Source organism: Thermocrinis ruber (assembly GCF_000512735.1).
Taxonomy (GTDB): domain Bacteria; phylum Aquificota; class Aquificia; order Aquificales; family Aquificaceae; genus Thermocrinis; species Thermocrinis ruber.
The window spans coordinates 1,206,084-1,229,412 of the sequence record NZ_CP007028.1 but is presented as its reverse complement, the minus strand read 5'-3'; the positions used below and the strand labels follow the sequence as shown (position 1 = coordinate 1,229,412).

The 23,329-nt window shown below is 46.1% G+C and carries 29 protein-coding genes and 1 tRNA gene; 20 read left to right on the top strand and 10 right to left on the bottom strand.

The features are described 5' to 3' along the window. The first annotated feature begins 18 nt into the window (after window positions 1-18). Genes THERU_RS06620 through THERU_RS06605 form a run of 4 tightly spaced genes read left to right on the top strand, consistent with a single transcriptional unit; the run spans window position 19 to window position 2,777 of the window. Window positions 19-1,005, top strand: a complete 987-nt coding sequence (locus THERU_RS06620; RefSeq protein ID WP_025306494.1) for an ABC transporter permease — start codon at window positions 19-21, stop codon at window positions 1,003-1,005. Beyond that, complete coding sequence (locus THERU_RS06615; protein WP_025306493.1) at window positions 986-1,732, top strand: dihydroorotate dehydrogenase electron transfer subunit; 747 nt, start codon at window positions 986-988, stop codon at window positions 1,730-1,732. The genes THERU_RS06620 and THERU_RS06615 overlap by 20 nt, the downstream gene beginning before the upstream one ends. Beyond that, window positions 1,732-2,361, top strand: a complete 630-nt coding sequence (locus tag THERU_RS06610) for a riboflavin synthase (RefSeq protein ID WP_025306492.1) — start codon at window positions 1,732-1,734, stop codon at window positions 2,359-2,361. Before THERU_RS06615 ends, THERU_RS06610 begins: the two co-directional genes overlap by 1 nt. Further along, window positions 2,352-2,777 carry a lytic transglycosylase domain-containing protein gene (locus THERU_RS06605; RefSeq protein ID WP_025306491.1) on the top strand — a complete coding sequence of 142 codons (426 nt, stop codon included), beginning with the start codon at window positions 2,352-2,354 and terminating at the stop codon, window positions 2,775-2,777. The genes THERU_RS06610 and THERU_RS06605 overlap by 10 nt, the downstream gene beginning before the upstream one ends. 1 nt (window position 2,778) lies before the next feature. Here the strand turns inward: THERU_RS06605 and THERU_RS06600 are convergent, their stop codons facing one another. Genes THERU_RS06600 through THERU_RS06590 form a run of 3 tightly spaced genes read right to left on the bottom strand, consistent with a single transcriptional unit; the run spans window position 2,779 to window position 6,163 of the window. Further along, complete coding sequence (locus tag THERU_RS06600; RefSeq protein ID WP_025306490.1) at window positions 2,779-3,426, bottom strand: hypothetical protein; 648 nt, start codon at window positions 3,424-3,426, stop codon at window positions 2,779-2,781. Continuing rightward, window positions 3,410-5,416: a type II secretion system secretin GspD gene (gene gspD / locus THERU_RS06595; protein WP_025306489.1), complete on the bottom strand. Its 2,007-nt coding sequence runs from the start codon at window positions 5,414-5,416 to the stop codon at window positions 3,410-3,412. The genes THERU_RS06600 and gspD overlap by 17 nt, the downstream gene beginning before the upstream one ends. Next, on the bottom strand, window positions 5,417-6,163 hold the full coding sequence (locus THERU_RS06590) for a PDZ domain-containing protein (protein WP_169727099.1): 747 nt from the start codon (window positions 6,161-6,163) through the stop codon (window positions 5,417-5,419). It abuts the gene before it with no gap. Between the two features lie 251 nt (window positions 6,164-6,414). Here THERU_RS06590 and THERU_RS06585 point away from each other — a divergent pair, with 251 nt between their 5' ends. Next, window positions 6,415-7,734 (top strand): InlB B-repeat-containing protein, encoded by a 1,320-nt coding sequence (locus tag THERU_RS06585; protein ID WP_025306487.1) that lies wholly within the window; start codon window positions 6,415-6,417, stop codon window positions 7,732-7,734. Between the two features lie 36 nt (window positions 7,735-7,770). On the opposite strand, the gene THERU_RS08580 is transcribed toward THERU_RS06585, so the two are convergent. The 3 genes from THERU_RS08580 to acs all read right to left on the bottom strand — a co-directional run bounded on the left by THERU_RS08580 (window position 7,771) and on the right by acs (window position 10,537). Next, a complete protein-coding gene (locus THERU_RS08580) occupies window positions 7,771-7,914 on the bottom strand; it encodes a hypothetical protein (RefSeq protein WP_156916206.1) in 144 nt (47 codons plus the stop codon). A 67-nt stretch (window positions 7,915-7,981) separates the two neighbouring features. Further along, window positions 7,982-8,488, bottom strand: coding sequence for a DUF29 domain-containing protein (locus tag THERU_RS06575; RefSeq protein WP_025306485.1), 507 nt, complete (start codon window positions 8,486-8,488; stop codon window positions 7,982-7,984). A gap of 153 nt (window positions 8,489-8,641) precedes the next feature. Then, entirely contained in the window at window positions 8,642-10,537 is a 1,896-nt protein-coding gene (gene acs / locus THERU_RS06570) for an acetate--CoA ligase (RefSeq protein ID WP_025306484.1), read from the bottom strand. 145 nt (window positions 10,538-10,682) lie between these two features. Between acs and THERU_RS06565 the strand changes: the two genes are divergently transcribed. Genes THERU_RS06565 through THERU_RS06520 form a run of 10 tightly spaced genes read left to right on the top strand, consistent with a single transcriptional unit; the run spans window position 10,683 to window position 18,146 of the window. Beyond that, on the top strand, window positions 10,683-11,003 hold the full coding sequence (locus THERU_RS06565) for a DUF4212 domain-containing protein (protein WP_245565813.1): 321 nt from the start codon (window positions 10,683-10,685) through the stop codon (window positions 11,001-11,003). A gap of 1 nt (window position 11,004) precedes the next feature. Next, complete coding sequence (locus tag THERU_RS06560; protein WP_025306482.1) at window positions 11,005-13,005, top strand: VC_2705 family sodium/solute symporter; 2,001 nt, start codon at window positions 11,005-11,007, stop codon at window positions 13,003-13,005. Beyond that, window positions 13,002-13,235, top strand: coding sequence for a YggT family protein (locus THERU_RS06555; protein WP_025306481.1), 234 nt, complete (start codon window positions 13,002-13,004; stop codon window positions 13,233-13,235). The genes THERU_RS06560 and THERU_RS06555 overlap by 4 nt, the downstream gene beginning before the upstream one ends. 1 nt (window position 13,236) lies before the next feature. Further along, the gene (locus THERU_RS06550) at window positions 13,237-15,090 is read left to right on the top strand and encodes a putative nucleotidyltransferase substrate binding domain-containing protein (protein WP_025306480.1); all 1,854 of its coding nucleotides are present in this window, start codon (window positions 13,237-13,239) and stop codon (window positions 15,088-15,090) included. Between the two features lie 42 nt (window positions 15,091-15,132). Next, window positions 15,133-15,741, top strand: a complete 609-nt coding sequence (locus THERU_RS06545; RefSeq protein WP_025306479.1) for an EAL domain-containing protein — start codon at window positions 15,133-15,135, stop codon at window positions 15,739-15,741. After that, entirely contained in the window at window positions 15,738-16,169 is a 432-nt protein-coding gene (locus tag THERU_RS06540) for a tetratricopeptide repeat protein (protein WP_025306478.1), read from the top strand. Before THERU_RS06545 ends, THERU_RS06540 begins: the two co-directional genes overlap by 4 nt. Next, window positions 16,166-16,729 carry a molybdenum cofactor guanylyltransferase MobA gene (gene mobA / locus THERU_RS08375; RefSeq protein ID WP_025306477.1) on the top strand — a complete coding sequence of 188 codons (564 nt, stop codon included), beginning with the start codon at window positions 16,166-16,168 and terminating at the stop codon, window positions 16,727-16,729. The genes THERU_RS06540 and mobA overlap by 4 nt, the downstream gene beginning before the upstream one ends. Continuing rightward, window positions 16,726-16,938 carry a heavy-metal-associated domain-containing protein gene (locus THERU_RS08615; protein WP_025306476.1) on the top strand — a complete coding sequence of 71 codons (213 nt, stop codon included), beginning with the start codon at window positions 16,726-16,728 and terminating at the stop codon, window positions 16,936-16,938. The genes mobA and THERU_RS08615 overlap by 4 nt, the downstream gene beginning before the upstream one ends. Beyond that, complete coding sequence (locus THERU_RS06525; protein WP_025306475.1) at window positions 16,928-17,530, top strand: hypothetical protein; 603 nt, start codon at window positions 16,928-16,930, stop codon at window positions 17,528-17,530. Before THERU_RS08615 ends, THERU_RS06525 begins: the two co-directional genes overlap by 11 nt. Next, on the top strand, window positions 17,493-18,146 hold the full coding sequence (locus THERU_RS06520; RefSeq protein WP_025306474.1) for an endonuclease III domain-containing protein: 654 nt from the start codon (window positions 17,493-17,495) through the stop codon (window positions 18,144-18,146). Before THERU_RS06525 ends, THERU_RS06520 begins: the two co-directional genes overlap by 38 nt. Here the strand turns inward: THERU_RS06520 and THERU_RS06515 are convergent. The 3 genes from THERU_RS06515 to petA are packed head-to-tail and all read right to left on the bottom strand — an operon-like array spanning window position 18,124 to window position 20,491. Further along, the gene (locus THERU_RS06515; RefSeq protein WP_025306473.1) at window positions 18,124-18,753 is read right to left on the bottom strand and encodes a cytochrome c1; all 630 of its coding nucleotides are present in this window, start codon (window positions 18,751-18,753) and stop codon (window positions 18,124-18,126) included. The genes THERU_RS06520 and THERU_RS06515 overlap by 23 nt on opposite strands. Then, the gene (locus THERU_RS06510; protein WP_025306472.1) at window positions 18,746-19,960 is read right to left on the bottom strand and encodes a cytochrome b; all 1,215 of its coding nucleotides are present in this window, start codon (window positions 19,958-19,960) and stop codon (window positions 18,746-18,748) included. The genes THERU_RS06515 and THERU_RS06510 overlap by 8 nt, the downstream gene beginning before the upstream one ends. Before the next feature lie 12 nt (window positions 19,961-19,972). Next, complete coding sequence (gene petA, locus THERU_RS06505; protein WP_025306471.1) at window positions 19,973-20,491, bottom strand: ubiquinol-cytochrome c reductase iron-sulfur subunit; 519 nt, start codon at window positions 20,489-20,491, stop codon at window positions 19,973-19,975. A gap of 151 nt (window positions 20,492-20,642) precedes the next feature. On the opposite strand from petA, the gene sucD reads away from it, so the two are divergent. From sucD to THERU_RS06480, 5 genes are all read left to right on the top strand, one after another. Further along, window positions 20,643-21,524 carry a succinate--CoA ligase subunit alpha gene (sucD, locus tag THERU_RS06500; RefSeq protein ID WP_025306470.1) on the top strand — a complete coding sequence of 294 codons (882 nt, stop codon included), beginning with the start codon at window positions 20,643-20,645 and terminating at the stop codon, window positions 21,522-21,524. A 68-nt stretch (window positions 21,525-21,592) separates the two neighbouring features. After that, window positions 21,593-21,811 carry a ferredoxin gene (locus THERU_RS06495; protein ID WP_025306469.1) on the top strand — a complete coding sequence of 73 codons (219 nt, stop codon included), beginning with the start codon at window positions 21,593-21,595 and terminating at the stop codon, window positions 21,809-21,811. Next, complete coding sequence (locus THERU_RS06490) at window positions 21,775-21,990, top strand: ferredoxin (protein WP_025306468.1); 216 nt, start codon at window positions 21,775-21,777, stop codon at window positions 21,988-21,990. The genes THERU_RS06495 and THERU_RS06490 overlap by 37 nt, the downstream gene beginning before the upstream one ends. Further along, complete coding sequence (locus THERU_RS06485) at window positions 21,983-22,744, top strand: MBL fold metallo-hydrolase (protein ID WP_025306467.1); 762 nt, start codon at window positions 21,983-21,985, stop codon at window positions 22,742-22,744. The genes THERU_RS06490 and THERU_RS06485 overlap by 8 nt, the downstream gene beginning before the upstream one ends. Window positions 22,745-22,791: 47 nt before the next feature. After that, the gene (locus tag THERU_RS06480) at window positions 22,792-23,217 is read left to right on the top strand and encodes a YqaA family protein (RefSeq protein WP_245565812.1); all 426 of its coding nucleotides are present in this window, start codon (window positions 22,792-22,794) and stop codon (window positions 23,215-23,217) included. 3 nt (window positions 23,218-23,220) lie between these two features. Here THERU_RS06480 and THERU_RS06475 read toward each other — a convergent pair. After that, a tRNA-Ile gene (locus tag THERU_RS06475) sits at window positions 23,221-23,292 on the bottom strand. Window positions 23,293-23,329 lie beyond the last annotated feature (37 nt).

Genomic DNA, 23,329 nt, shown 5'->3' with positions numbered 1-23,329 from the left:
AGTTTTAAAATATAAGCGGTGGGTTTGAGGTTTGCATACACGGTGATTTTTATCTTTGTTCTCTTTGCCCTTCTGGCAGACTTTATAGCCCCCTATCCTTACGCCCTGCAAAACAGACAGGTACCTTACCATCCACCCACGCGCATTCATTTCTTTAAGGATGGCAGACCTACTCTACCTTACGTGCATAAGTACGAGCTAAAGGACCCCCTCTTTAAGGTCTATGAGAAAACGAACACCACCTGCAGGCTTGAGTTTTTCCGTAAAACACCCTATGGCTTTAAGCTCCTTTCGGTGGCAGAGCCCTGTCATCTTTACCTTTTGGGCACAGACAAGTTGGGCAGAGACATCTTCTCAAGGCTTGTGTATGGGGCAAGGGTCTCCTTGACCATTGGTTTGGTGGGTGTGCTTACTACCTTTATTTTGGGCTCGGTTATAGGGGGGATCTCCGGTCTTTTGGGTGGCAGGGTGGATAGTATTTTGATGAGGCTTGTGGAGGTCCTTCTTTCTATTCCTACCTTCTACCTTATGCTCTCTTTGAGGTCTGTCTTTCCTTTAAACATGGGTAGCTTTGAGCTCTTTCTTGCCATCGTGTTCATTCTTTCCTTTGTGGGATGGGCGGGGCTGGCGCGAGTGGTCAGGGGAATGGTGCTCTCTTTGAGGGAAAAGGAGTTTGTCTATGCAGCGAGGACCTACGGTGCGGGCACATTCCGCATTCTCTTTAAGCATATCCTTCCGAACACTTATTACTATCTGATCGTTTCTGCCACTCTTTCCTTTCCGGGCTTTATCTTGGGAGAATCTGCTTTAAGCCTTTTGGGTTTGGGTGTTTCGGAGCCTGTGCCCAGCTGGGGTAACATGCTTTCGGAAGCAAGGAATATTCCTCTGATCAGTGCCTATCCGTGGCTTTTGACGCCGGGTGTTGCCCTCTTTTTGGTGGTCTTTGCCTTTAACCTGCTTGGAGATCAGCTTTTGAGGAAGAGCAATGAGAGAGTTAAGGGTTAAAGTGTTAAAAAACTTAGAGGTGGGTCCGCAAACCTACCTTATGGAGTTGGAGTTTCCTTTTCCGGAGGAAATAAAACCCGGACATTTTGTGATGTTGAAGGGTTGGAATGGGCTTGACCCTATGGGCAGGAGGGCTTTTGCCATAGCGGACAAAAAAGAGGACCGAATAAGCATATACTACCAAGTGGTTGGTAGGGGCACCGCCCTGATGGCAAGGCTCAAGGAAGGCGACAGCGTGGAAATTCTTGGTCCTTTGGGAAACAGGCTCTTTAGGTTGGATGGACAGAAGCACCTTCTTTTAGGTGGTGGCATAGGCATGCCTGGACTTTCCCTTCTGGCAAAGGAGTTAAAAGCCCTTGGCAAAGAGGTCTTTGTATGCTACGGAGCGAGGAGTTCAAGCCTTTTGGTAATGAAGGAGTGGCTGAAGGAGAATGGCATAGAGCACAAACTTTTTACCGACGATGGCTCCGAGGGGCAAAGGGGTAGCGTTCTACAAGCCCTAAAGGACTTTGATGAATCCTGGGTTGTTCATGCGTGCGGTCCTAAAAAGATGCTGAAAGCTCTCAAGGAGATGGCAAAGGGCAGGGAGGTTTATCTCTCTTTGGAGGCGGACATGGCTTGCGGTTGGGGTGTATGCCTTGGCTGTGTGGTGCCATCAAAGGATGGAAAATTTTTGAGGGTTTGCTACGAGGGACCTGTCTTTCCTGCGGAGGAGGTGGTCCTATAATGTTCTCCGGCATAGTGGAAGAGGTGGGAATCGTTGAGGGTCTGAAGCCCACACCGGGGGGTGCAAGGTTGGTAGTAAGGAGCTCTTTGGGGGAGTTAAAGTTGGGTGATAGCGTGGCGGTCAATGGTGTGTGCCTTACGTTGGTGGAATGGAAAGGTCAGTTGCTCAGCTTTGACCTATCTCAAGAAACCCTTAGCAGGAGTAATCTGAGGTTTTTAAAGAAAGGAGACCCAGTAAATCTTGAAAGAGCCCTGCGGGTGGGGGACCGCATAGGGGGACACTTTTTGCAAGGGCATGTGGATTTTACCTCTCCCATAGAAGCCCTTTCCCAAAGAGGAGAACATTGGGAACTGAGGGTCCGAGTGCCAAAGGAGTATTTACCCTATGTGGTAGAAAAGGGCTCCATCGGCATAGACGGCATAAGCCTAACCATAAACTACATTCAGGGAGAAATTATAAGCATAAACATTATCCCACACACCTACCAAAACACAAACCTTAGGTCAAGAAAAAAGGGAGACCTGGTGAATGTGGAGCTGGACATCTTGGGCAAGTATGTGGTGAATTACCTAAACCTTTTGCAAAGGGACGCAAGAATAGAAAAGCTTTGGAGTGGGCTATGGGGCTGAGGTGGCTAATTCTCTTGGCTTTCTTTAACCTTTCTTTTGGTTTTTATCACTGCTTTTTTGATGCGGGGGAAAGGTACAGAGTGGACCCGTACCTTCTTTCTGCCATTGCCAGTGTGGAGAGCGGTTTTGACCCAAAGGCGGTCAATTACAACAAAAACGGAAGCGTAGATTACGGTATTATGCAGATAAACTCCTTTTGGCTGAAAAAATACAAAATTCCCAAGGAGTGGATATGGGAACCCTGCTATAACATACACTTTGGCGCCATGGTTTTAAGAAGATGCATGGACTCCTACCCAAACAACCTAAAGAAGGCAATAGATTGCTACAACAAGGGAGAGAGGGCAAAGGATAACAGCGAGTATGTGCTAAAGGTGTATAAAAAATACTCAAAGATCGCACAGATGGTCAGGTAGTTTATCGCACCACTTCTACCGATGGATTTTGAAGGGTTCCCGAAATCTGAAGGTTCAAGCCCATGCCTGTTAGCTTGCCGTTGATGGAAGAGCGGAGCGGGTCTGCCCTGTTGAAGGAAACCACACCATCTCCTACGATCAGGGAATCCAGAATCCTCGCTTGCCCGCTGAAGGTTCTGCCTTTGAACTCCACCGTCAGCCCATCCACCTTTAAATCCCTAAGCCTTAGGTCCTCAAGTTCAAGCTTTCCCTTTATGCCATCCATCAGCTCCAAGCTTACAAACTTTACGCGTGCTCCTCTCAGACAACCAAAGTTTTTTCCTTCTATCTCAATCTTTTTGTTTAAAAAAAGTTTTGTCTCCAAGCTACCACCCTGACAGGTACCCTTCAGAGAGAGATAAAAGGGCTTTATAGAAAACACTGCAGAGTCAAATTCCGCAAGCTTTGAGCTTTTATCATAGACCTGAACCTTACTGAGCTTTACATGAAACAGACCCTCCTCTACACCCTGTGCCATAAGGTATATGCCCTTCTCCATTAGCACCCTATCAAGCAGTAAAAACTTTGGGAGGGTAATAAACAAAATAAAGACAGAAAAAAGCACAAAGAGAACTGCCAGCAGAAGAACCTCTTTAATCTTCAGCTTCATTTTTTGTTCTCTTCTTTTTGTTTGCCTCCTCCACCCTCTTTCTCAGCTCCTGTGCGAGCTTTTGGTGTTCCTCCGTGATCTTTGATAGGTCCTCTGGCTTTTCTATCACATAGGGCGTTAGGAATATGAACAGGGACACCTTGTCTTCGGAGGTGGTTTTTCTCTTAAAGAGCCAGCCAAGGATCGGCACATTCATTAGCCCCGGCACACCCTCTATATTGTCTAAGGTCCTTGTGCTCACCAACCCACCAATTATTATGGTTTGTCCGTTTTCCACCACCACGTCGGAGTTTAGCTGGCGGTTGGATGTGACGGGTACTGCATAGCTGAGGGTACCTATCTGCGGTCTAAGAAAGTCTATTATCTCTTGAAGGTTGAGATTGATCAAAAGCCTTAGGTCCTTTCCTGAGATGGTAGGCGTGACGCTTAGGCTTAATCCTACCTCCTTGTAGTCGTAGGTAATGATAGGTTGTCCGTTTATGTCAAACTTGACCCCAGACGCAAAGGGCACCACCTGACCCACTTTTATGATCGCCTCTTGGTTGTCAAGGGTTAGCACCTTCGGGTTAGAAATAATGTTAAAACCACTACCCTTTTCCAAAAGGGAGAACAAAAGCACTAGATCTGGAAAGAAGAGGGTAGTGGATTGTATGGTAACTGATGTACCGCTTCTGCTGAGGGTGCCCATCACAAAGCTTCCCGAAAGGAGCGCGCTATAAACGTCCTGAAGGCTTGCACCCCCAAAGGCAGCACCCCCCTGTGTTCCAAGTATCTGCCACCGAACACCTAACTCCAGAGCCTGACGTGTGCTCATCTCCACTACAGTGGCGGCGATCAACACCTGCTTCCTTCGGACGTCTATCTTTTCTATGAAGGACTTTAAGCTTTCATACTCCTGTGGAGTGCCGTAAATTATTACCGAGTTGGTGCCCCTGTCAAAGCCTATCCTTAGCCCTTCCCTGGTTTCTATAGCTGTCAGAGGAGTTGTCTGCCTTTGGGGTGTTCTGTATTCTTCCCTTCTCAGTGGTATTTCCGTGCCCCTCGTATCCGGTGGAGTTGTCCTACGCTCTTGAGGTTGAACTTGAGGTTGGACTGCCTGAGTTGTGGGAGGTCCGCTCCCAAAGAGGGTCTGTAAGCTTCTGTATAGTTCCTCTGCGGAGATATGGTTCAGCTTTATGATATAAAAGCTCCTCTCTAAGGGACCGAGGCTTTCTTCATCAAGGGTTTCTATAACTTCCTTTATTAAACCTTGAACCTTTTCATTGGCAACCACCACTATTGAGTTGCTGTCTTTGCTAAAGGTTATAAAAATTGGTGTGCCGAGCTGTTGTTGAAAGGCAGAGCTCAGAGCCTGAATGCTTTGAAAAACGCTTTCCGCCTTAGCCTTCTGTAGCTTATACAACTTGACGCTCAAGCCCCTCTCTGGAGAGTCAAGCTCTTTTAAGAGCTTCTTTAATCTTTCTACGTTTTGGGCTACGTCTGCAATGATCAGGCTGTTGGAAGGGACATGTACCGTAATTTTAGCGTTGGGAGAGAGAAAGGGTTGGACCGCCTGCTGAAGCTGGAGGGCTTGGGTGTTTTCCGCCTTGTAGATGTATACGATCACTTCCCCTGAGTGGGAGGGTTTTTTTAACTGCGCCAGAGAGGTAGCCTTTTGCAGGGGCACTATGCTTACGTAGTTCTTCTCCTCCACCACTCCGTAGCCCTGCAGGGATAATGCTAAGAGAAATATTTCCCATGCGGTTTGCACGCTGACGGGCTTTGCGGAGCTCACCGTAATGGTGCCCCTCACTGCCGGGTCCAAGATGATATTTTTACCCGTAAGCTCAGACATAAACTTAGCTACAAGGGATATGTCCGCATCTTGAAAGTTTAAAAAGACCCTGCCCGTCTTTTTTTGCTCTTGGGCTAATTTTTGAAGTTCCTCCGCAGTTTGCGGATAAACACATACAGATAAGCCCAAAAGCAAAAACAGTATTAACCTTAGCATCTATTCCACCCTCACCAAAAGTTCCACTGGTTTGCCTTCTCTGATAAGCCCTATTTTAAAACTGCTCTCGTTTCTCAGAACTTGCAGTATTCTAAAGGCATCTTCTCCGCTCTTTATCTGCTGATTGTTTATGCTAACGAGCACATCTCCGGGCACTATGCCCACTTTTGAAAACATGCTCTGAGGGTCCACCCATTCAAAGAGAAAGCCTGTAGTTCTTCCATCCTGCACATAAGGTACAAGCCTTATTTGTCTGAACATAACGCCAGGGTCCGCGGTAACGCTTTCTATTTCCCTCTTTTGGACTACCGCCTGAAGGGTTTGTGTTTCCCCTTGGGCTATGGCTTTAGGTTCTGTAGTCTTAGCCTCCACCCTTGCAAAGCTAAAGCCTATTGCCTTTTTCTCCTCACCCCTTGAAAGGATTATGTAGTTCCTGTCTATATGTGCAACCCGGTAGCCACCCACCTCAGAGCCCACCCGAACCGTCTTAACCTGTCCGTTCGCGTCAATTAGTGCCAAATTTACGCTCCCCACTGCAGTAGCAAGCAGTCTGACGGACACTTCTCTTTGCTGCTTTTGCTCTTCCCTTTTGAACACAGGTCTAAAGTCTGCTACCCTTGGCTTTTCCACCCTCAGCACTGGCACCGAGCTTATCCCTCTGCTAATAAGGTTAGAGTAAATCAGCAAAGGCAAGGAAAAGCATACCGCAAGTAGAAGGAACAGATAGCCAAAAAGGTTGAAATTCATGCCTATGGATATTATAGGGTAGTTTTTTTGATACCTCGGGTGAGAAATTAGCTTAAGGCTAAGGTTTGGTAGCAAAAAAACTTGCTGAGGCAGGGAGTATAATAACACTCACTAACTCCCGGCAGAAGGTGTTAAAATGCTTAACATTCCAAAACTCTCAAATGCTCAAATAGCTACCCTCTTTATAATCTCTTCGCTTGATTTTTCTCTCAGAGTGTATATTTTTCTCTAAAAGCTAGGGAGGTAAAGTCATGAGAAAAGTTTTCATTCTTGCCTTGCTGATGCTGACCCTAAGTGCTTTCCTAACCGCATGCGGCGGCGGTGGGGGTTCTTACACGCTCTCCATCAACCCAACACCCACAAACGGGACTGTTGTATCAGCCACTGCTGCGGGTATAAACTGTGGCTCTGGTGGTTCCGCATGCTCTGCAAGCTTCTCTGGCACAGTAGTACTGACTGCTACACCAGATTCTGGCTACACCTTTGCAGGATGGACTGGTGATTGCTCTAGTTGTGGCACCAGCACCACATGCAGCATAAACATGGATGCCAACAAAACATGCTCCGCTAACTTCACCACCACCATCACGATCACCAACGCTTACGTTTACCAGGTTTCAGGTGATGGAAGCGTTCTTGTTGGGCGTGCCTCCGTGTCCGGCAATACTAAGCCCATGGTCTGGAGGATCAACGCCGGCTCCCTCTCTCCGGGCTTTTACTGGCTGGCAAACATTGCTACACAGACTATCGTCCTGAGCACGGGTCTTTCCAGTTATCCTTATGGGGTTGTTCTGGGAGTCACCGCCGACGGCACGATTGGATGCGGCTACGGTAGCCCGTATACCGACGCATCTTGGGCGGACAGGGCTCTGGCCTGGGACCTAACCACACTCCAGCCCATCCCCCTTCCCGATGATCCCAATGGCGGCAACGTAGCCTACGCCTGTGCCAAGAGTGGAAGCGATGTCTACATCGTGGGACGGGTATACCCGAGCTCCCCTACGCCTACCATCTGGAAAAACTACAACATCTGGCATCAGAACACCAGCGTTGCTTACGGCATCTTCCACGACATCACCCCGGATGCCAGCAAGGCCTCCGCTCAGTTGACATACCAAGGGTGGGTCTACGACCTGAACAGCAATAATTACACCCAGCTGGTCTCCTCAATTGGCGGGGCTTACTGGAGCCGGATCTCCCCCGATGGGCAGGCGGTGGCCTTCTCGGACAGCAACTCTAGTACTATTGCGCGAATCAAGGTTTGGTACGGAGGCAATGTTTACACCGTCAACATGAGCATTGGTGTTGGTGCCGTGCGCGTCAGGAGTGGAGTTGCTTACGTTTTCGGAAGCGATGGGTCAAATGCCGTTCGCTGGAGGAGCGACACCACGACAATGGAGAACCTTAACACCGTCTTTGCAAGCGTGCTACCGTCAGGGGTTACCCTTAAATCTATCTCTGCGGTAAGCCTTGACAACCGCGTTATGGTTGGCGTTGCCTATAACCCTACCACTAATCGGGACGAGGTCTTTGTCCTTGTAGGAGATCCGTTCCAGGGCACCTCTCCCTGAAGCGGAGATGCAAATGCTCCTACCCTGCCCTATCAACTATGGGGCAGGGGCGCTTTTACCCAATTCCCGCACTCCTCCCCTTGGAATACCCAGAACTATGTAATTCCCTTCCTTTCCGAGCTTTTCCTTTAACCATTCACCCAGCAAGCGCCCGGCGGTCTCCCTGTTATCAAAAATCATATTGTTTTCAAAATTTATTCCCTTAAAAGGGATTGTCCAATAAACCACAAAAATTTTTATAACTGCCTCACCCTTCAAGCCATGGTTCGTACTCCATAATTTGTTCAAAGCTATAGGGACATTCTTTTGGAAAGTCTTCTTTTTTGGGAAACGTGCCAAAGTACCTAAGGGCTAACTTCTCATTCCATTTGAACCATGCTGTTAGGTTTAACACCGCATCCTCCCATGCTCGTTGCAAGATTTCTTTTTCCTGAGCCTTAGCCTTAAGGGAAGGCGCATCCTTGAAAAGTTTTACTATGTCAGTTCTTGCGCTAATAATGCTTTTCTTCCATTTACTTCCCATACATTTGGTTTCTCTGAAATGTTCCCATTTATAGAGATGCTCCATAATAACTGCCATGAGGTTTATTAGACTCCTCAGTTCCCTCCTTGCCATATCTTCTATTTCCTCCAACAGGTTCTCCCAATCCACAAGGTCATACTCTTTGTTTTTGAGAAGTCTTAGGTTCTCCATTACCCACAGGTAGAAGTCCTGTTCATAAATTTCCTTTAGGTTTTGGGTCTTTGTCTCCATAGCTTTAAATATAATCTGTCAACATTCTTTTATCTTGCTCGCCGTTTCAAGAGAGAGTATTAAACCTCAGTAAAAGAAAACCGCTTAATTAACTGCAAATGGTGTCAACGGGTGCAGGATAAAAAGCCTAAGGGGGCAAAAGCCCCCGGGATTTTAGTCCTCCAAGGTAGAAACATCTCCTACCGGCAGTCCAAGCTCCTGAGCCTTCAGAACCCTCCTCATAATCTTACCGCTTCTGGTCTTTGGTAGTTTTTCCACAAATTCTATTTCATCTGGCACCGCAATGGCACCAAGCACCTGTCTGACATGCTGTTTTATGTCCTCCTTTAGCCTGTCGGAGGGTTCCACACCCTTCTTTAGGATCACAAAAGCCTTTATAGATTCTCCCTTTATCTCGTGAGGCTTTCCTATAACCGCCGCTTCAGCCACCGCTGGATGATCCACCAAAGCAGATTCCACCTCCATGGTTCCTATCCTATGCCCTGCCACATTCAGCACATCGTCAGCCCTTCCGAGGATCATTATGTAGCCCTCTTCATCGTAGGTAGCCAAGTCTCCGGTGAAATAGACCTGACCGGGTATGGTGGTCCAATACTTTTCATACCTTTCGGGCTCTCCCCAGCATGTTCTTAGCATGGAGGGCCAAGGGGACTTTATAACCAGGTTTCCAACTGTGTTAGGAGGAAGTGGATTACCTTGGCTATCCACCACTGCGGGCTCTATGGTAAAGAAGGGCTTTCCTGCCTTACCGGGTTTGGCTGGATAGGAGGGTATGGTGGTGATCATATGGGCTCCCGTTTCTGTCTGCCACCAAGTATCCACTATCACACATCTTTCCCTTCCTATGTGTTTGTAGTACCACTCCCAAGCCTCTGGGTTTATAGGCTCACCCACAGAACCAAGTATCCTTAAAGAAGACAGGTCGTACTTGGCAGGCCACTCCTCTCCAAATCTCATGAACATCCTTATGGCGGTGGGTGCAGTGTAAAAGATGTTTACCCTATACCTTTCCACATAGCTCCACCATCTGCCTGGGTTTGGATAGTCTGGAGCACCCTCCACCACTAGAGAGGTTAGCCCATTTGCCAAAGGTCCATAGACTATGTACGAATGCCCTGTAATCCAGCCTATGTCTGCGGTGCACCAGTAAATGTCATCCTCATGGGCATCAAAGACTACCTTGGTGGTGTAGTAAGTTTCCACCATATAACCACCGGTGGTATGGAGAACTCCCTTTGGCTTTCCTGTTGTGCCAGAGGTGTAGAGGATAAACAGCGGGTCCTCTGCGTCCATAACTTCCGGCTCGCAAACAGGAGAAGACTCTTTTATCAGCTTGTCTAAGCTAACCAAGAGTGGATTTTCTCCGTTGAGCACATCTCCATCCCTGTCCCAAACCACCACTTTTTCCACAAAGGATAGCCCGTCTATAGCCCTCTGAGCGGTTGCCAGAAGGTCTATCTTTTTGCCCCTTCTCTTGGTATAGGTGGCGGTAATGAGCACCTTAGCCTTGGCGTCCTCTATCCTAGTTCTGAGGGCACCTTCGCTAAAGCCCGCAAAAACCACGCTGTGTATAGCGCCAATTCTGGCACAGGCTAACATGCAAGCTATGGCGGGTATGCTGTTTGGCATGTATATAGATACCCTGTCTCCCTTTTTAACACCTAAGGACTTTAGACCGTTGGCGATGCGATTGACAAGTTCCAAAAGTTCTCCGTAAGTGATCTTCTGCTCGTTGTTGTCCTCATCCAACCATATGTATGCGACCTTATTTCTCCTACCGTTTAAGACATGCCTGTCTAGGCAGTTGTAGGTAATGTTTGTTTGGGCACCTACAAACCACTGGGCGTAGGGAAACTGCCAATCTAAAACCTTGTCCCACTTTTTGAACCAGTGAAGCTCCTCCGCCACCTTAGCCCCAAAACCCTCTCTGTCTTTGATGGACTCCTGATACAGGCTCTCGTAGTCCTTTACCCACGCCCTTTCTACAATGTGCTTGGGAGGGTAATACTTGTCCTCTACCTTCAAAAGAACTTCACTCCTTTCTTCCATGTTTTACCTCCTTGTGATGTTTTTAAAAAGTATAAACCGTTGTCTATTTAGCTGGCAAGAGAAAATTTAAAATTCAAAAACATATGATTAAAATCGTATATTTTTGAAATTAAAAAGGACTTTTAGCTTATTAGAATAGTCTTATATGCTTGACTTGAATCAAAAAATAGCTAAAATAAATCACAAACTTTTAAGAGGAGGTGGTAGGATGCTGTCAAAGGAGCAATTAGAGAGCTATTGGCGAGAGAACCGCAACCTTATGGTTGTGGTGCTAATAATATGGGCGCTGGTTTCCTACGGCGCAGCCCTCATATCTGGCTGGTTAAACAAGATCGTAATCTTTGGATTTCCTTTGGGATACTATATGGGTGCGCAGGGATCTTTGATAGTATTTCTACTGCTTATCATCTTCTACTCCAAAAAGATGGACCAAATAGACAAAAAATACGGTGTAGAGGAGGAGTAAGATGGTGCAGGACAGCTTTGTTAGCAGGCTAAAGAAGGTCTATTCTATTTATACTGGCGGTCTGATTTTGCTTTTGATCCTTTTGGGCATAGGTGAAAAGCTCTTTGGGCTCTCTCCCACCTTTATAGGTTATGTATTCCTGTTTGGTACCATTGCAGTTTATGCCGCTATAGGTATTCTTTCAAGGACGGGCAAAGTGGCGGAGTATTATGTGGCGGGGAGAAGGGTGCCTGCGGTTTTCAACGGTATGGCTACAGCCGCCGACTGGATGTCTGCCGCTTCTTTCATAGGTATGGCTGGTGCCTTGGCACTGCAAGGCTACAACGGACTTGCCTTCATAATGGGATGGACTGGTGGTTATGTGCTCCTTGGTGTTCTGATCGCACCATACCTCAGAAAGTTTGGTGCATACACAATACCCGACTTTTTGGACGCAAGATATGGTGGAAAGATCCCCCGTCTTGTGGGAATAATAGCAACCCTCATAACTTCCTTTACTTACTTAGTTGCTCAGATTACCGGTGTGGGTATCATAGCCAGTAGGCTTTTGGGTTTGCCCTTTGAGGTGGGTGTTTTCTTGGGTCTGGTGGGAATATTGGTCTGCTCTTTCCTGGGTGGAATGAAGGCAGTTACATGGACGCAGGTTGCCCAGTATATAGTGCTAATAATTGCCTACCTTATACCCGTTACCGTTCTATCCTTTAAATACACAGGAAATCCCATATCCCAAATATCTTACGGCTTTGCCTTGCAAGGAATAGAGCAAAAGTTTGCCCAGCTAAAGGATGACCCCAAAGAGCAGGAAGTTAGGGAAATTCACAAGAAAAGGGCAGAGGAGCTGAAAGCCAAGATCGCCGCACTGCCTCAAAGTTGGGAAGAAGGAAGGAAACAGCTACAAGAAAAGCTCGCCTCTTTGCCACCCGACGACCCCAAGAGGGCCGAGCTTGAAAAACAGTTAAAAGACTATCCAAAGTCTCCCGAAGAGGCTAAGGAAAAATGGACACAGGCTATGAAGGAGGCAGAGGCCGCATCAAAGCCTCCAAAATCTTACGTAGCACCTCCCTCTGACGTTAAGGGTATGGCTAACTTCTTAGCACTAACCCTAATGCTCATGCTCGGAACTGCAGGATTGCCCCACGTCATAATGAGGTTCTACACCACACCCACCGTTAGGGAAGCAAGAACCTCCGCAGCATGGGCACTGTTTTTCATACTTCTCCTTTATCTAACCGCACCCGCCTACGCCGCCTTTGGCAGGTATGAGATGCTAAACCTGGTGGGCAAAGCCTTCTCCGAAATGCCCTCCTGGGTTGAAAAGTGGGCAAAGGTTGGACTTATTACCATAAAGGACCTCAACGGCGACGGAATAATACAGTTTGCGGAGATAAAGATCCACCCAGACATGGTAGTGCTGGCCACCCCTGAGATCGCCGGTCTTCCCTATGTTATAGCAGGCTTTGTGGCAGCGGGTGGTCTTGCAGCGGCGCTGTCCACCGCAGACGGTCTCTTGATCACCATATCCAACGCCATATCCCACGACCTTTACTACAAGATCATCAACCCAAACCTTTCTCCATCCACAAGGGTTAAGATCGGAAAGGCTCTGCTCTTAGTGGTCGCCCTGCTCGGTGCCTATGTAGCATCCTTCAGGCTCGCCATAATCGTTGAGCTGGTAGCTTGGGCATTCTCCTTAGCCGCCTCTTCTCTCTTTCCTGCCCTGGTGTTGGGTATTTGGGATAAAAGGACCAATAAATACGGTGCTGTGGCTGGCATGCTGGTGGGTCTTAGTGTAACCCTTGCTTACCTAATAGCCAGCAGGTTCTACGGCTTTGAGTTATTTGGAATAAAGACCATCGCTGCGGGAATCTTTGGCATGCCCCTTAACTTCATAGTTACCTTTGTGGTCTCCCGTCTTACTCCTCCGCCACCCAAGGAAATTCAAGAGTTTGTGGAACACATTAGGTATCCCAAGGGTGCGGTCAAGGCCGGTGCTGAGGAATGACCTTAGAGCAGTTTTTGAATTACACCCTTGCCTTTTTTATGTGGCTCGTCCTTGGGCGGGCCGCCCTTGAATTTTTTACAAGGGACCTTAACAATTTTTTTTACAGGTTCTTCTACCAATTTACCGAGCCTTTATACAAGCCCTACAGAAAACTCTTTCCCTGCTGTCATACCCTCTTGCTTTTGGTGAGCCTTTTGATCCTTAGGTTTCTTGTGATAAAACTTTTGTGAAATGCTTGATGCAGAAAGGTTTTTGAGGGAACACGAGCCCTTTAACCTCCTTACCCTGGAGGTCTTAAGAAGCGTGGTCTATAACCTTCAAGTTCAGTATTACCAAAAGGATGAGGTAATATTCCAAGAGGGTTCTGCACCGCTCAGCAGTCTTTACATAGTTAGAAAGGGTGTGGTTCTTTTGAAGAGAGGTTCCGAGGTGCTGGATTACCTTCAGGAGGGTGATAGCTTTGGTTTTGTGTCCCTTCTGACCGGTGAGCGACCCTCTTCCACCGCGATAGCCTACGAGGATACCTTGCTTTTCCTCTTGCCGGATAAGATCTTCAAAAAGCTCTGCAAGGATTTTGAAGCTTTTAACCAATACTTTCTAAGAAAGCTAACCGGAAGGTTTGAAAGAAGGAAAGAAGAAAGTAGTTCCCTTTTGGAAAGGCTGGCAAGGGTGCAAGTAAAAGACCTAAACCCAAAAGGGATACCCATTGTGGGAGAAAATGACAGCATAGACCAAGTAATAAACCTGATGGCAAAGGAGGATCATCGGGCAGTCCTCGTTAAATTCAAAGATGGCTACGGCATAATCACAGAAAGGGATATAATCAAGCGGGTTTTAGGAGAGGGTAAAGACCCAAGGGAGACAAAAGCCTCTGAGGTGGCAACCTTTCCCGTAATTGGAGTGGATGAAAGGGATTACCTTATGGATGTGCTTACCCTAATGTCCAAGCATGCCATAAGGAGGGTGGTTGTCTTTTCCAACCAACAGCCCTCGGGGATTTTGGAAGATAGGGATATTATCCTCTATGAGAGCAAGAACTTTGTGTTTCTGTTTAAGGAGATAGAGAAGGCTAAGGATGAGGAAAGTTTGGCTTTTCTATACAGGCAGACCACAAAGGCGGTGGTGGAACTTGTTTTGGAAGGGGCTGACCCAGAGAGGGTAGGAAAGTATGTCTCGGAGTTAAACGACCGCTTTATGAAAAGGGCAGTCTTTTTGACCATATCAAGGCTTGGAGAGGAGCCTTTAGTTCCTTTCTGTATTTTAGTTTTGGGGAGTGAGGGTAGGCAAGAGCAGAGCCTAAAAACAGACCAAGACAACGCCCTAATATACAGAGACCTTCCCATCATTGACTTTGACGCCAAGGAGTATTTCAAAAGGTTCTCGGAGGAGTATATAAAGGTGCTATTAAAGGTAGGCTTTCCACCCTGTCCGGGGAATGTGATGCTATCAAACCCAGAGTGGAGAGGTTCAGAAAGAGAGTGGGAAAAAAGGATCAGCGCTTGGATAGACACTCCCATTCCAGAAAATGTTTTGAACTCCGCCATATTTTTTGACTTTAGGAACGTCTTTGGAGATAAAACTTTGGCGGATGGACTGGAAGAATATGTTCATAAGAAAATAAAAGGGAAAAGCTTATTCATGGGTTATTTTATAAGTGAAGGTTTAAAGTTCAAGCCACCTTTAACATTCTTTAAAGGCTTCGTGGTAGAAAGAAGTGGAGAACACAAGGGAGAGCTTGACCTAAAGAAGGGTGGAATATTTCCTATAACCCACGGCGTCAGGTGTCTTAGTCTTTTTAATGTGATTTTGGAGAGAAACACCTACGACCGAATAAGGGTGCTTATGGAGAGGGGCATCTTGGAGAAGAATTTTGGAAGAGACCTTTTGGAAGCGTACAGGTTTTTGAACATGTTAAGATTTAGAGAACAGGCGGACAAGATCATCAAAGGAAAGGAGCCGGATAACTACATAGACCCGGAAAAACTCTCAAAGCAAGAAAGGGGACTTTTAAAGGATGCCTTCAGGGTCGTGGAGAACTTTCAGGAATTTTTAAGGCATAGCTTTAGTAGTGTGCTTTTTGAGTAAAATATAATCATAGGGGAAAGGGCTAAAAAATTAAAAGCAGAGATGGTACTTGAACACATAGTAGATTTAAAGACACAACAGCTCTTTGGGTACAAAGTGCTGTCCCGCATTATTACGGATGGTGAAAAAGAACTAAGGTTTCAAGAGGTCGGCGATGAAAGTTTAAAGAAGAGGGCAGAGTTAAGCGTTTTGAAGGGAGTGACAAAATTTTCAAGGGACAAAGAGATTTTCATAAATATGCCAATATCTATACACATAGAAAGCCTACCTTTATATGGTCGCAATTTTGTAATCTGCCTACCTGCTGACCTAAGCTCTGACACTCTTGCAAAAATCTTGCTTAGCATAAAAAAACTTAAGCTGAAAAGTGCCCTGGACGATTTTTATATAGCAAAATATGGTATGGGAGAAGAGGCAGAGGAAATAAAGTTGGGTGCCTTTGATTTTGTTTTTGTAAAAGAGGAATTTTATATGAACTCCAGCAAGTCTGACGTTGCCAAGGCGGTGTCCTATGCCAAGAGCTTTGGGGCAAAGGTAATATTCAAAAAAATAGACACATACAAAAAGGTTCAGTTAGCCATAGACTGCGGTGCGGACTACGGACATGGCTACTTTTTTGGCTACGAAACATACAATATTCCCTTAGAATGAAAAAGCTTGTTTCTCTTCTCATTATTATGCTCTGCGGGAGCTGTGCGGTGCCACAGATCATAATCCTAAAAGACCCTTTGACCGCGGAGGAACATATAAACTTAGGGTATCTATACGAAAAACAGGGAAAGTTGGACTTGGCGGAGGAAGAGTATAAAAAAGCCATAAGGAAAGATAAGAAAAACTATTTAGCGTACTTCAATTTGGGAAATATCTATGCCCAAAGAGAAGAGTATGAGAAGGCTGAAAGGCAATACAGAAAAGCCCTTAAGCTAAAGGAGGACCCAGATGTGCTGAACAACTTAGCCTACGTTTTAAACAAGCAGGGTAAAAAAGAGGAAGCCCTCCTTTATATAAAAAAGGCTTTGGAGATGAAGGACGACCCTTTCTACAGAAAAACCCTGGAGGAAATACTCAAAAAAGAATGATGGAGTGCTATATACTTGCGGGTGGGCAAAGCAGAAGGTTTGGAGAGGATAAAACACTTTTTCCCTTAAAGGGTAAACCTTGCATCCAGTGGGTGGTTGAACAAGCCCAGAGTGTATGCGACAGAGTTTTCATAGTGGCAAAGGAACCACAAAAGTATAGCTTTCTGAAAGGAGTAGAACTTTTGAAGGACATCCTCCAAGAGCAGTTCGCCTTAGCGGGTCTATATACAGCCTTATCTCATACCAACCAAGATAAAGTGGTCGTTTTAAGCGCAGACATGCCACTTATTAAAGGAGAACTAATTTCTCTGATTTGGGAAAGGTCAAAAGACAAGATAACGCTTTTTAAGGTTAAGGGTAAAATCTTCCCACTCTTTGGGGTGTATCCCAAGGGAGTAAAACCCGCCCTTGAGGAGTATTTGAAGGGTGGTGGGCTGAGGGCTATGGAATTTGTGGAGAAGGTAGGCTACGAAGTGGTGGAGGATGTGGAACCTTTTTCTTACGCCTTTATCAACATGAACACCAAAGAGGATGCAAGGGTTATACTAGAAATATTATGAAAGAGATAGAGCTAAAGATTTTAGGTATGACTTGTGAGCATTGCGTTAGGACAGTAAAGAATGCCCTCTACAGCGTGGAGGGTGTCTCTGAGGTGGACGTATCCCTTCATGAACAGCGTGCAAAGGTGAAGGTGGAAGATCATGTGTCTTTTGAGAGCCTAAAGTCCGCAGTGGAAAGCTGGGGATACAAAGTGGTAGATGAGGTTTGAGGAGCTAAAGCCCAAGATACAAGGTCTAACCTATTTGGATGAGGGCTGGAGGGGAATTGTATACAGGGGTTTTTTTGAAGGGAAGGAAGTTGCCATAAAGGTGGCAAAAGCCCAGGAGAAAGAGTACGCCATAAGGAAGGAGGCAAGAATTTTAGAAAGGCTAAAGGACTACCCTTACTTTCCAAAGCTTATTCTCAGTGGAGAAGATTTTATCATGTATGAGTTTATTGATGGTGTGCCCATGGAAAAGCTTTCCCTTAGTCCTGAGGAGAAGCTGAGTTTATACATGCAGGTTTTGGAGATCGCCTATCTCCTGGACAGTCTTAGGATCAACAGGGATGAGTTTGCGAGGCTTGACAAGAATCTACTGGTAGGGAAAGACGGAAGGATTTACCTCCTTGACTTTGAGAGGGGTGCCTTGGATGTTAAAAAACCACACAACTTTACCCAGTTTTTACAGTTTTTGAGGAAGGAAGGAATAATATCCACAACGCAAGCTCTTGAGCTGGGAAAGGAATACAAAAAAGAGCCAAAGTTGGTAAAGGAAAAGGTTCATGCTATCCTTAGTTCAGCTTTATCAATTGCTACTTGATTTTTACGGCTATCAAGGTTGGTGGCCTGTGGACGAAGGCTATCATAGAGCCAAGGGCACAGACCCGAGGGATGAGATAATAATAGGGGCAGTGCTGACGCAAAACACCGCATGGAGGAACGTAGAAAAAGCTTTGGAAAACCTTAAAAAATATGGAGAGCTTTCCCTTGAGTTTATTCGGCAGGTATCCACTAAAGAGCTTGAGGAATTAATAAGACCCTCAGGCTTTTACAGGCTAAAAGCCCAGAGGTTAAAGCATGTTGCGGAGTTTTTTAATCCAACGGATGTGGTGGAAAAAGTGAGCAGAGAAGAACTCTTGAAGGTAAAAGGTATTGGCAAGGAAACTGCAGACGCAATTCTTTTGTATGCGGGAGGTCGCCTGAGCTTTGTAATAGACACCTACACAAAAAGGCTTTTCAAAAGGCTGTATGGTCTGGATGGTGGATACGAAGACCTAAAAAGCTATGTGGAGGAGAATATTCCAAAAGACCTAACCATCTATAAGGAGTTTCACGCTTTGATTGATGAACATGCAAAAAAATATTGTAAAAGCACCCCCCGGTGTGGGGGATGTTTTTTGAAAAACTTCTGTCTTAGTGCAGTCCCATCTTCTTGAGAATTCTATCTCTCCAAAGCCATATTAGAATGCCCATAACTATAAGATAGCCTATGGTCACTATGCCCATAAGATTTCTCTTTGCCTTTTCCTGAGGGGGTGGTTCAGATACAGACCTCAAATAGGCAATGATTTTGGCTGTCTCCTCTGGTCTTCCAGTCATAACAGGTGGCATCATAGTCCCGGGGAGAACTTTTTGGGGTTCCAGGATAAAGTTGTAAAGATACTCTGGACCTTTTACCAAGTATATGGTAGAGAGGTCTGGGGGAACCTTTCCGAAGGCTTCCTTAAGGGCGTTTAGGTCGTTCATAAAGACAGCTTCGTAAACATCTCTTGGAAGGACCTTTCCGTATTTTTCTTGAAGGGATGCCAGCATAGGGTTAGCCTGCACCTGTGTCAAGTAGAGGGCATCATACCTTACCGAGTGGCAAGACGCACAGTTCTGAATGAATAGTTCTCTCCCTTCCTTTGCATACTTGTAGTCCATAGCGATCTTTCCGTGTTCTTGGGGCATTTCATACTTTTCGTGTGGGGCAAAGATGTTGTTGATCCATACTATGTAGAAAAAGGCCACGGTAAGCACTGTGAAGAATATTGTCTTAATCATTTTTGCTACCTCCTTTGGCTTTGTACCAACCCCATTCCAAGATGGATATTATGGGCATGGAGATAAAGAAAGAGAGAAAGGCTAAGGTAAATATGAGTCCAAGCAATGCGTTGGTTGGGGTTGGAGGCATTGTTCCCAATATGGTAAGAGCCATAGAGGATATTACGAGCACCAAAAACATCACAAAGAATAGAGGTCTATTTCTTGCACTCCTTAGGGGCGAAAAGTCCAAGAATGGTAGGATCAACAGAAGGAGAAGGGCTAAGTTGAACACTACAAAACCCAAGAACTTGTCTGGAATGGACCTAAACATGGTGTAAAAAGCCAAAAGATACCACTCGGGTGCTATGTGGGCGGGTGTTTTGAAGGGATTGGCTGGGTCGTAGTTATCTGCGGGCAAAAAGTGTTTCATATAAAAGAACACAAAGAAGAAGAAAACTGCCAAATATCCCATCAAGTAAGCACCTTCCTTAAGGGTTATGTAGGGATGGAAGGGAACACCCTCCTTCTTCTTATCTATCTCCCTGCCATCTGGTGAGGTTATGCCATGTGCCCTGATAAGGTAAAAGTGAAAGGCCACAAGACCCAAAAGAATTAGAGGCAATAGCCATATGTGAAGTCCATAGAACCTTCCGAGTGTTATCTGTCCCAGTTCATAACCACCCTTCATCCATATAGATATGGTTTCTCCGATCTTTAGCTTGCCTATGATGGGGGCGCTGTCTATGGAGGTGGGTATCTCAGTGGTAACCACCATTCCCCAGTAGGAGAGCTGTCCCCAAGGTAGGAGATAACCGGATAGGGCGGTCATAAGAAGGACAAAGTATATGAAAAAGCCCACAATCCAGGTTAGTTCCCTAGGTTTTTTGTATGCGTTGTAGTATATTCCAGTGAATATGTGAAGATAAACTATGGCGAGGAAGAAGTTAGCACCTGCTGCATGGACATGCCTAATTAGCCACATAAAGGGAACTTCCTTCATTATGGTGTAGTTAACGCTATCGAAGGCAGTGTGGATGTTGGGTTGGTAGTACATTACCAAGAATATGCCAGAGATTATCTGAATTAGGAAAGCCACCATAGCCATTACGCCAAAGGCGTAAGGAAATGTTAGATTTTTTGGAACTTTGTAATCTACCATTTGGGACTGCCATAGTTCTGACAGCTTTGCTCTTTCGTTAAACCATCTTCCGATCCTTCCGATCATGGCCAAACCTCCTTAAGTTAATTCCTTTACGAAACCTTCTTCTCCAATGATAAGCTTGTTGCCTTCCCTCTTTTGAGGGGGTACATGCAGTGGTCTTGGTGGAGGACCTGCAATGTTGTCGCCCCATGGTGAGTAGAACCCTCCATGACATGGGCAGTGGAACACGGGATAGTTAAACTCTCCTTCTCCCTGTGGTTTCCAGAGGGGTACACAGCCAAGATGGGTGCATACTGCCACAAGGGCGTAGGCGTCTTGTCCTTGCAGAAGCTTTGTGTTTCTGTCGTTTGCCCTCTTGCCATTCCACTGAAATCCCTGCGGTAGCTTGACTACAAAGACAGGTTTGCCCTTCCAAGAAACAACCCTGACCTGAAGGTCTGGTATTTGGGAAACATCCACTTCCACTCTGGCTCCTGCCAGAGAAGCTTGGCTGGGAGAAAGCACCTTAACTATAGGATATAACACACCTATTGCCCCCAGGACGCCCAAGCCTCCCACCGCAAAGCCTAAAAGGTCTCTCCTTGAGGCTTCCATAACACAACCTCCTTTGGTGGTATAACAAGTTAATTATAATCGCATACTCTAAAATATACTGAAAAATTATCACCTGAAGTTTTTAAAACGCCATTTTGCGGAAAAGTGTTAGAATTATATAACCTCTATCATAAACTTTTGGAGGAGGCCTATGGCAATTTTGGTGGATAAAAACACCAGGGTAGTGGTGCAAGGTATCACAGGAAAGGAGGGTTCTTTCCATGCCCTCCAGTGTAAGGCTTATGGCACTCAGGTTGTAGCGGGCGTTACCCCCGGTAAAGGTGGGCAAAAGGTAGAAGACATCCCCGTCTTCAATACGGTAGAGGAAGCGGTAAAGGAAACCTCTGCCAATTGCTCCTTGATCTTTGTACCTCCGGCCTTTGCAGCGGATGCTATAGTGGAGGCCTTAGATGCGGGTATAGAATTGATAGTCTGCATAACGGAGGGTATCCCTGTAAGAGACATGCTTAAAGTAAAGCATTACATGCTAAGGAATTACCCAAAGGCAAAGCTTATAGGTCCCAACTGTCCCGGTGTAATAACCCCAGGAGAGGCAAAGGTGGGCATAATGCCCGGACACATATTCAAGAGGGGCACCATAGGGATCGTTTCAAGGAGTGGAACACTGACTTATGAGGCATCCCATCAGCTTACCCGCTATGGGCTTGGGCAATCTACCGCAGTGGGTATAGGTGGAGACCCTGTACATGGGTTATCCCACAAGGATGTGATTGCTATGTTCAACGAGGACCCAGAGACAGAGGCTATACTCATGATAGGTGAGATAGGTGGGACTGCAGAGGAGGAAGCGGCAGAGTATATAAAGCAGTTCGTAAAGAAGCCTGTTTTTGCATACATTGCCGGTATAACCGCACCACCGGGTAGAAGAATGGGACACGCAGGTGCTATAATCACCGGTGGGAAAGGTACTGCCCAAGCTAAGATGTCGGCCCTCAGGGACGCAGGGGTTCATGTAATAGAAAATCCCGCCTTTATAGGAAAAACTGTAGCGGAGGTTTTGGGCAAAAGATGATTAAAAACATATTTATTTTCTAAATGTGCTATAATTTATCCACTTCAAAACTTTTAGGAGGTTAAGGTATGGCTATAAAGACAAAGGTGGACCCAGACACTTGCACCGCCTGTGAGCTATGCTACGACAGGGTTCCAGAGGTTTACAAAAACAGGGGTGATGGCATTGCGGAGGTCGTTTCTCCTGGACCCGATGGATATATGGTAGTGCCCCCTGAGCTTGAGGCTGAGGTAAAAGAGGTCACAGACGAATGTCCCAGTGGCTCCATAATTACAGAGGAAGCATAATAGTTGATATAGATACCTGTACCGCCTGCGGTCTCTGCTACGAAGAAGTGCCTGAGGTCTTTGCAAACAGGGGAGATGGTTTGCCTATAGTCTATATCAAGCCCTTCAAAGAGGACACCCTCCAGAGGCTACAGAAAGTAGCTCAGGACTGCCCCAGCGGGTCTATAATACTTGAGTGATAGGCTTATATTTCTCGGCACTGCAGGCGGAAGGGCAAGCGTCTTCAGACATCTACGTAGGGCTGGTGGCTTTTTGTTAAGGCTTTCGGACCTCTGGGTTCATACGGACCCTGGACCGGGTGCCTTTGTTTATCTCCACCAAATGGGATTTGACCCAAGGCAGATAAACTGCGTTGTTCTGTCTCACATACACTTGGACCACTCTGCGGATATAAACTCTGTCATAGAGTCTGCCACCGACGGTGGAAAGAAGAGGGAAGTGGTTCTGTTTGCACCAAGGTCTGCCCTTGAAGGAGAAAGCAGAGTAGTCCTTCCCTTTATAAGAAAAGAGAGGCTTGCAGGAGAATTTATCTTAGAGGAGGGCAAAGAGTACAACTACAATGGTCTCCGCATAAAGGCGGTTATGAAGCACAAACATCATCACACAGAGACCTACGCCATACTCTACAACGAGAGAATACTTTATGTTTCCTGTGCTCTCTATGAGGACCGTATGCTTGAGGTTTATCCCAGAGGGTTGGATTTAATGATCATAAACACCACCCTTTACAAAAAAACCAAGTATATAGAGCACCTTACAGTTCAAGACGCAAAAAAGTTACTGGCTCACCTAAAACCAAAGCTTGCCATACTCACCCACTTTGGCTATGAAATTCTTATGAACCATTACCTGCAAGACATAGCCTTAGAGGTGGAAAAGGAAACAGGAGTGAAAACCCTCTGTGCCTATGACGGAATGGAGGTAGAAATCTGATAGAGCAGTTTTTTCCTGAGTTGAAAAAGTGGGCAGAAGATTTTGTCATGGAGCATGGATACACTGCTCTCTTTGTTCTTTCCTTTACTGAGTCTATAATCCAGCCTATACCACCTTATCCCTTCATAACCGCCGCACCCTTTTTTAAGCTAAACCCATACACCGCCGGTTTTGTGGCTTTTATTGGCAACTTGTTGGGTGCTCTTGTAGCCTTCTTTTTGGCAAAGCTTTTGGGGGAAAGCTTTGTAAAAAAGATCTTTGGAGAGAGGCTATACACAAAGGGGGAAGCCCTTTTCAATAGGTATGGCTTCTTTGCGGTGCTTTTGGGAGAGCCTTACAAGTTAGTTTGTTGGCTTGCGGGCATCTTCAACATGCCTCTGTTTACCTTTCTTATAGCAAGTATGATAGCTCGTGGGGTGAGGATAGGCATTTTTGTCTTTTTTGGGGATGTGCTGAAGAGGTTTTTAAGCTAAAAATGGGTGCGGGAGGACTCGAACCCCCAACCGGGCGGTTATGAGCCGCCCGCTCTGCCATTGAGCTACGCACCCATCTATCTATAATTATAACACCTTGGAGTGAAGTCTG

Excerpts from the sequence above, each read along its gene's own strand:
- THERU_RS08615 (WP_025306476.1), top strand. The coding sequence starts at position 16,726 with ATGAAAGAGATAGAGCTAAAGATTTTAGGTATGACTTGTGAGCATTGC.
- THERU_RS06555 (WP_025306481.1), top strand. The coding sequence starts at position 13,002 with ATGACCTTAGAGCAGTTTTTGAATTACACCCTTGCCTTTTTTATGTGG.
- THERU_RS06610 (WP_025306492.1), top strand. The coding sequence starts at position 1,732 with ATGTTCTCCGGCATAGTGGAAGAGGTGGGAATCGTTGAGGGTCTGAAG.
- sucD (WP_025306470.1), top strand. The coding sequence starts at position 20,643 with ATGGCAATTTTGGTGGATAAAAACACCAGGGTAGTGGTGCAAGGTATC.
- THERU_RS06545 (WP_025306479.1), top strand. The coding sequence starts at position 15,133 with ATGGTACTTGAACACATAGTAGATTTAAAGACACAACAGCTCTTTGGG.
- THERU_RS06515 (WP_025306473.1), bottom strand. The coding sequence starts at position 18,753 with ATGATTAAGACAATATTCTTCACAGTGCTTACCGTGGCCTTTTTCTAC.
- THERU_RS06510 (WP_025306472.1), bottom strand. The coding sequence starts at position 19,960 with ATGATCGGAAGGATCGGAAGATGGTTTAACGAAAGAGCAAAGCTGTCA.
- THERU_RS06480 (WP_245565812.1), top strand. The coding sequence starts at position 22,792 with ATGGAGCATGGATACACTGCTCTCTTTGTTCTTTCCTTTACTGAGTCT.
- mobA (WP_025306477.1), top strand. The coding sequence starts at position 16,166 with ATGATGGAGTGCTATATACTTGCGGGTGGGCAAAGCAGAAGGTTTGGA.
- THERU_RS06520 (WP_025306474.1), top strand. The coding sequence starts at position 17,493 with ATGCTATCCTTAGTTCAGCTTTATCAATTGCTACTTGATTTTTACGGC.
- THERU_RS06575 (WP_025306485.1), bottom strand. The coding sequence starts at position 8,488 with ATGGAGACAAAGACCCAAAACCTAAAGGAAATTTATGAACAGGACTTC.
- acs (WP_025306484.1), bottom strand. The coding sequence starts at position 10,537 with ATGGAAGAAAGGAGTGAAGTTCTTTTGAAGGTAGAGGACAAGTATTAC.
- THERU_RS06615 (WP_025306493.1), top strand. The coding sequence starts at position 986 with ATGAGAGAGTTAAGGGTTAAAGTGTTAAAAAACTTAGAGGTGGGTCCG.
- petA (WP_025306471.1), bottom strand. The coding sequence starts at position 20,491 with ATGGAAGCCTCAAGGAGAGACCTTTTAGGCTTTGCGGTGGGAGGCTTG.
- THERU_RS06585 (WP_025306487.1), top strand. The coding sequence starts at position 6,415 with ATGAGAAAAGTTTTCATTCTTGCCTTGCTGATGCTGACCCTAAGTGCT.
- THERU_RS06540 (WP_025306478.1), top strand. The coding sequence starts at position 15,738 with ATGAAAAAGCTTGTTTCTCTTCTCATTATTATGCTCTGCGGGAGCTGT.
- THERU_RS06565 (WP_245565813.1), top strand. The coding sequence starts at position 10,683 with ATGCTTGACTTGAATCAAAAAATAGCTAAAATAAATCACAAACTTTTA.
- THERU_RS06600 (WP_025306490.1), bottom strand. The coding sequence starts at position 3,426 with ATGAAGCTGAAGATTAAAGAGGTTCTTCTGCTGGCAGTTCTCTTTGTG.
- THERU_RS06590 (WP_169727099.1), bottom strand. The coding sequence starts at position 6,163 with ATGAATTTCAACCTTTTTGGCTATCTGTTCCTTCTACTTGCGGTATGC.
- gspD (WP_025306489.1), bottom strand. The coding sequence starts at position 5,416 with ATGCTAAGGTTAATACTGTTTTTGCTTTTGGGCTTATCTGTATGTGTT.
- THERU_RS08580 (WP_156916206.1), bottom strand. The coding sequence starts at position 7,914 with ATGATTTTTGATAACAGGGAGACCGCCGGGCGCTTGCTGGGTGAATGG.
- THERU_RS06490 (WP_025306468.1), top strand. The coding sequence starts at position 21,775 with ATGTCCCAGTGGCTCCATAATTACAGAGGAAGCATAATAGTTGATATA.
- THERU_RS06605 (WP_025306491.1), top strand. The coding sequence starts at position 2,352 with ATGGGGCTGAGGTGGCTAATTCTCTTGGCTTTCTTTAACCTTTCTTTT.
- THERU_RS06525 (WP_025306475.1), top strand. The coding sequence starts at position 16,928 with ATGAGGTTTGAGGAGCTAAAGCCCAAGATACAAGGTCTAACCTATTTG.
- THERU_RS06550 (WP_025306480.1), top strand. The coding sequence starts at position 13,237 with ATGCTTGATGCAGAAAGGTTTTTGAGGGAACACGAGCCCTTTAACCTC.
- THERU_RS06495 (WP_025306469.1), top strand. The coding sequence starts at position 21,593 with ATGGCTATAAAGACAAAGGTGGACCCAGACACTTGCACCGCCTGTGAG.
- THERU_RS06560 (WP_025306482.1), top strand. The coding sequence starts at position 11,005 with ATGGTGCAGGACAGCTTTGTTAGCAGGCTAAAGAAGGTCTATTCTATT.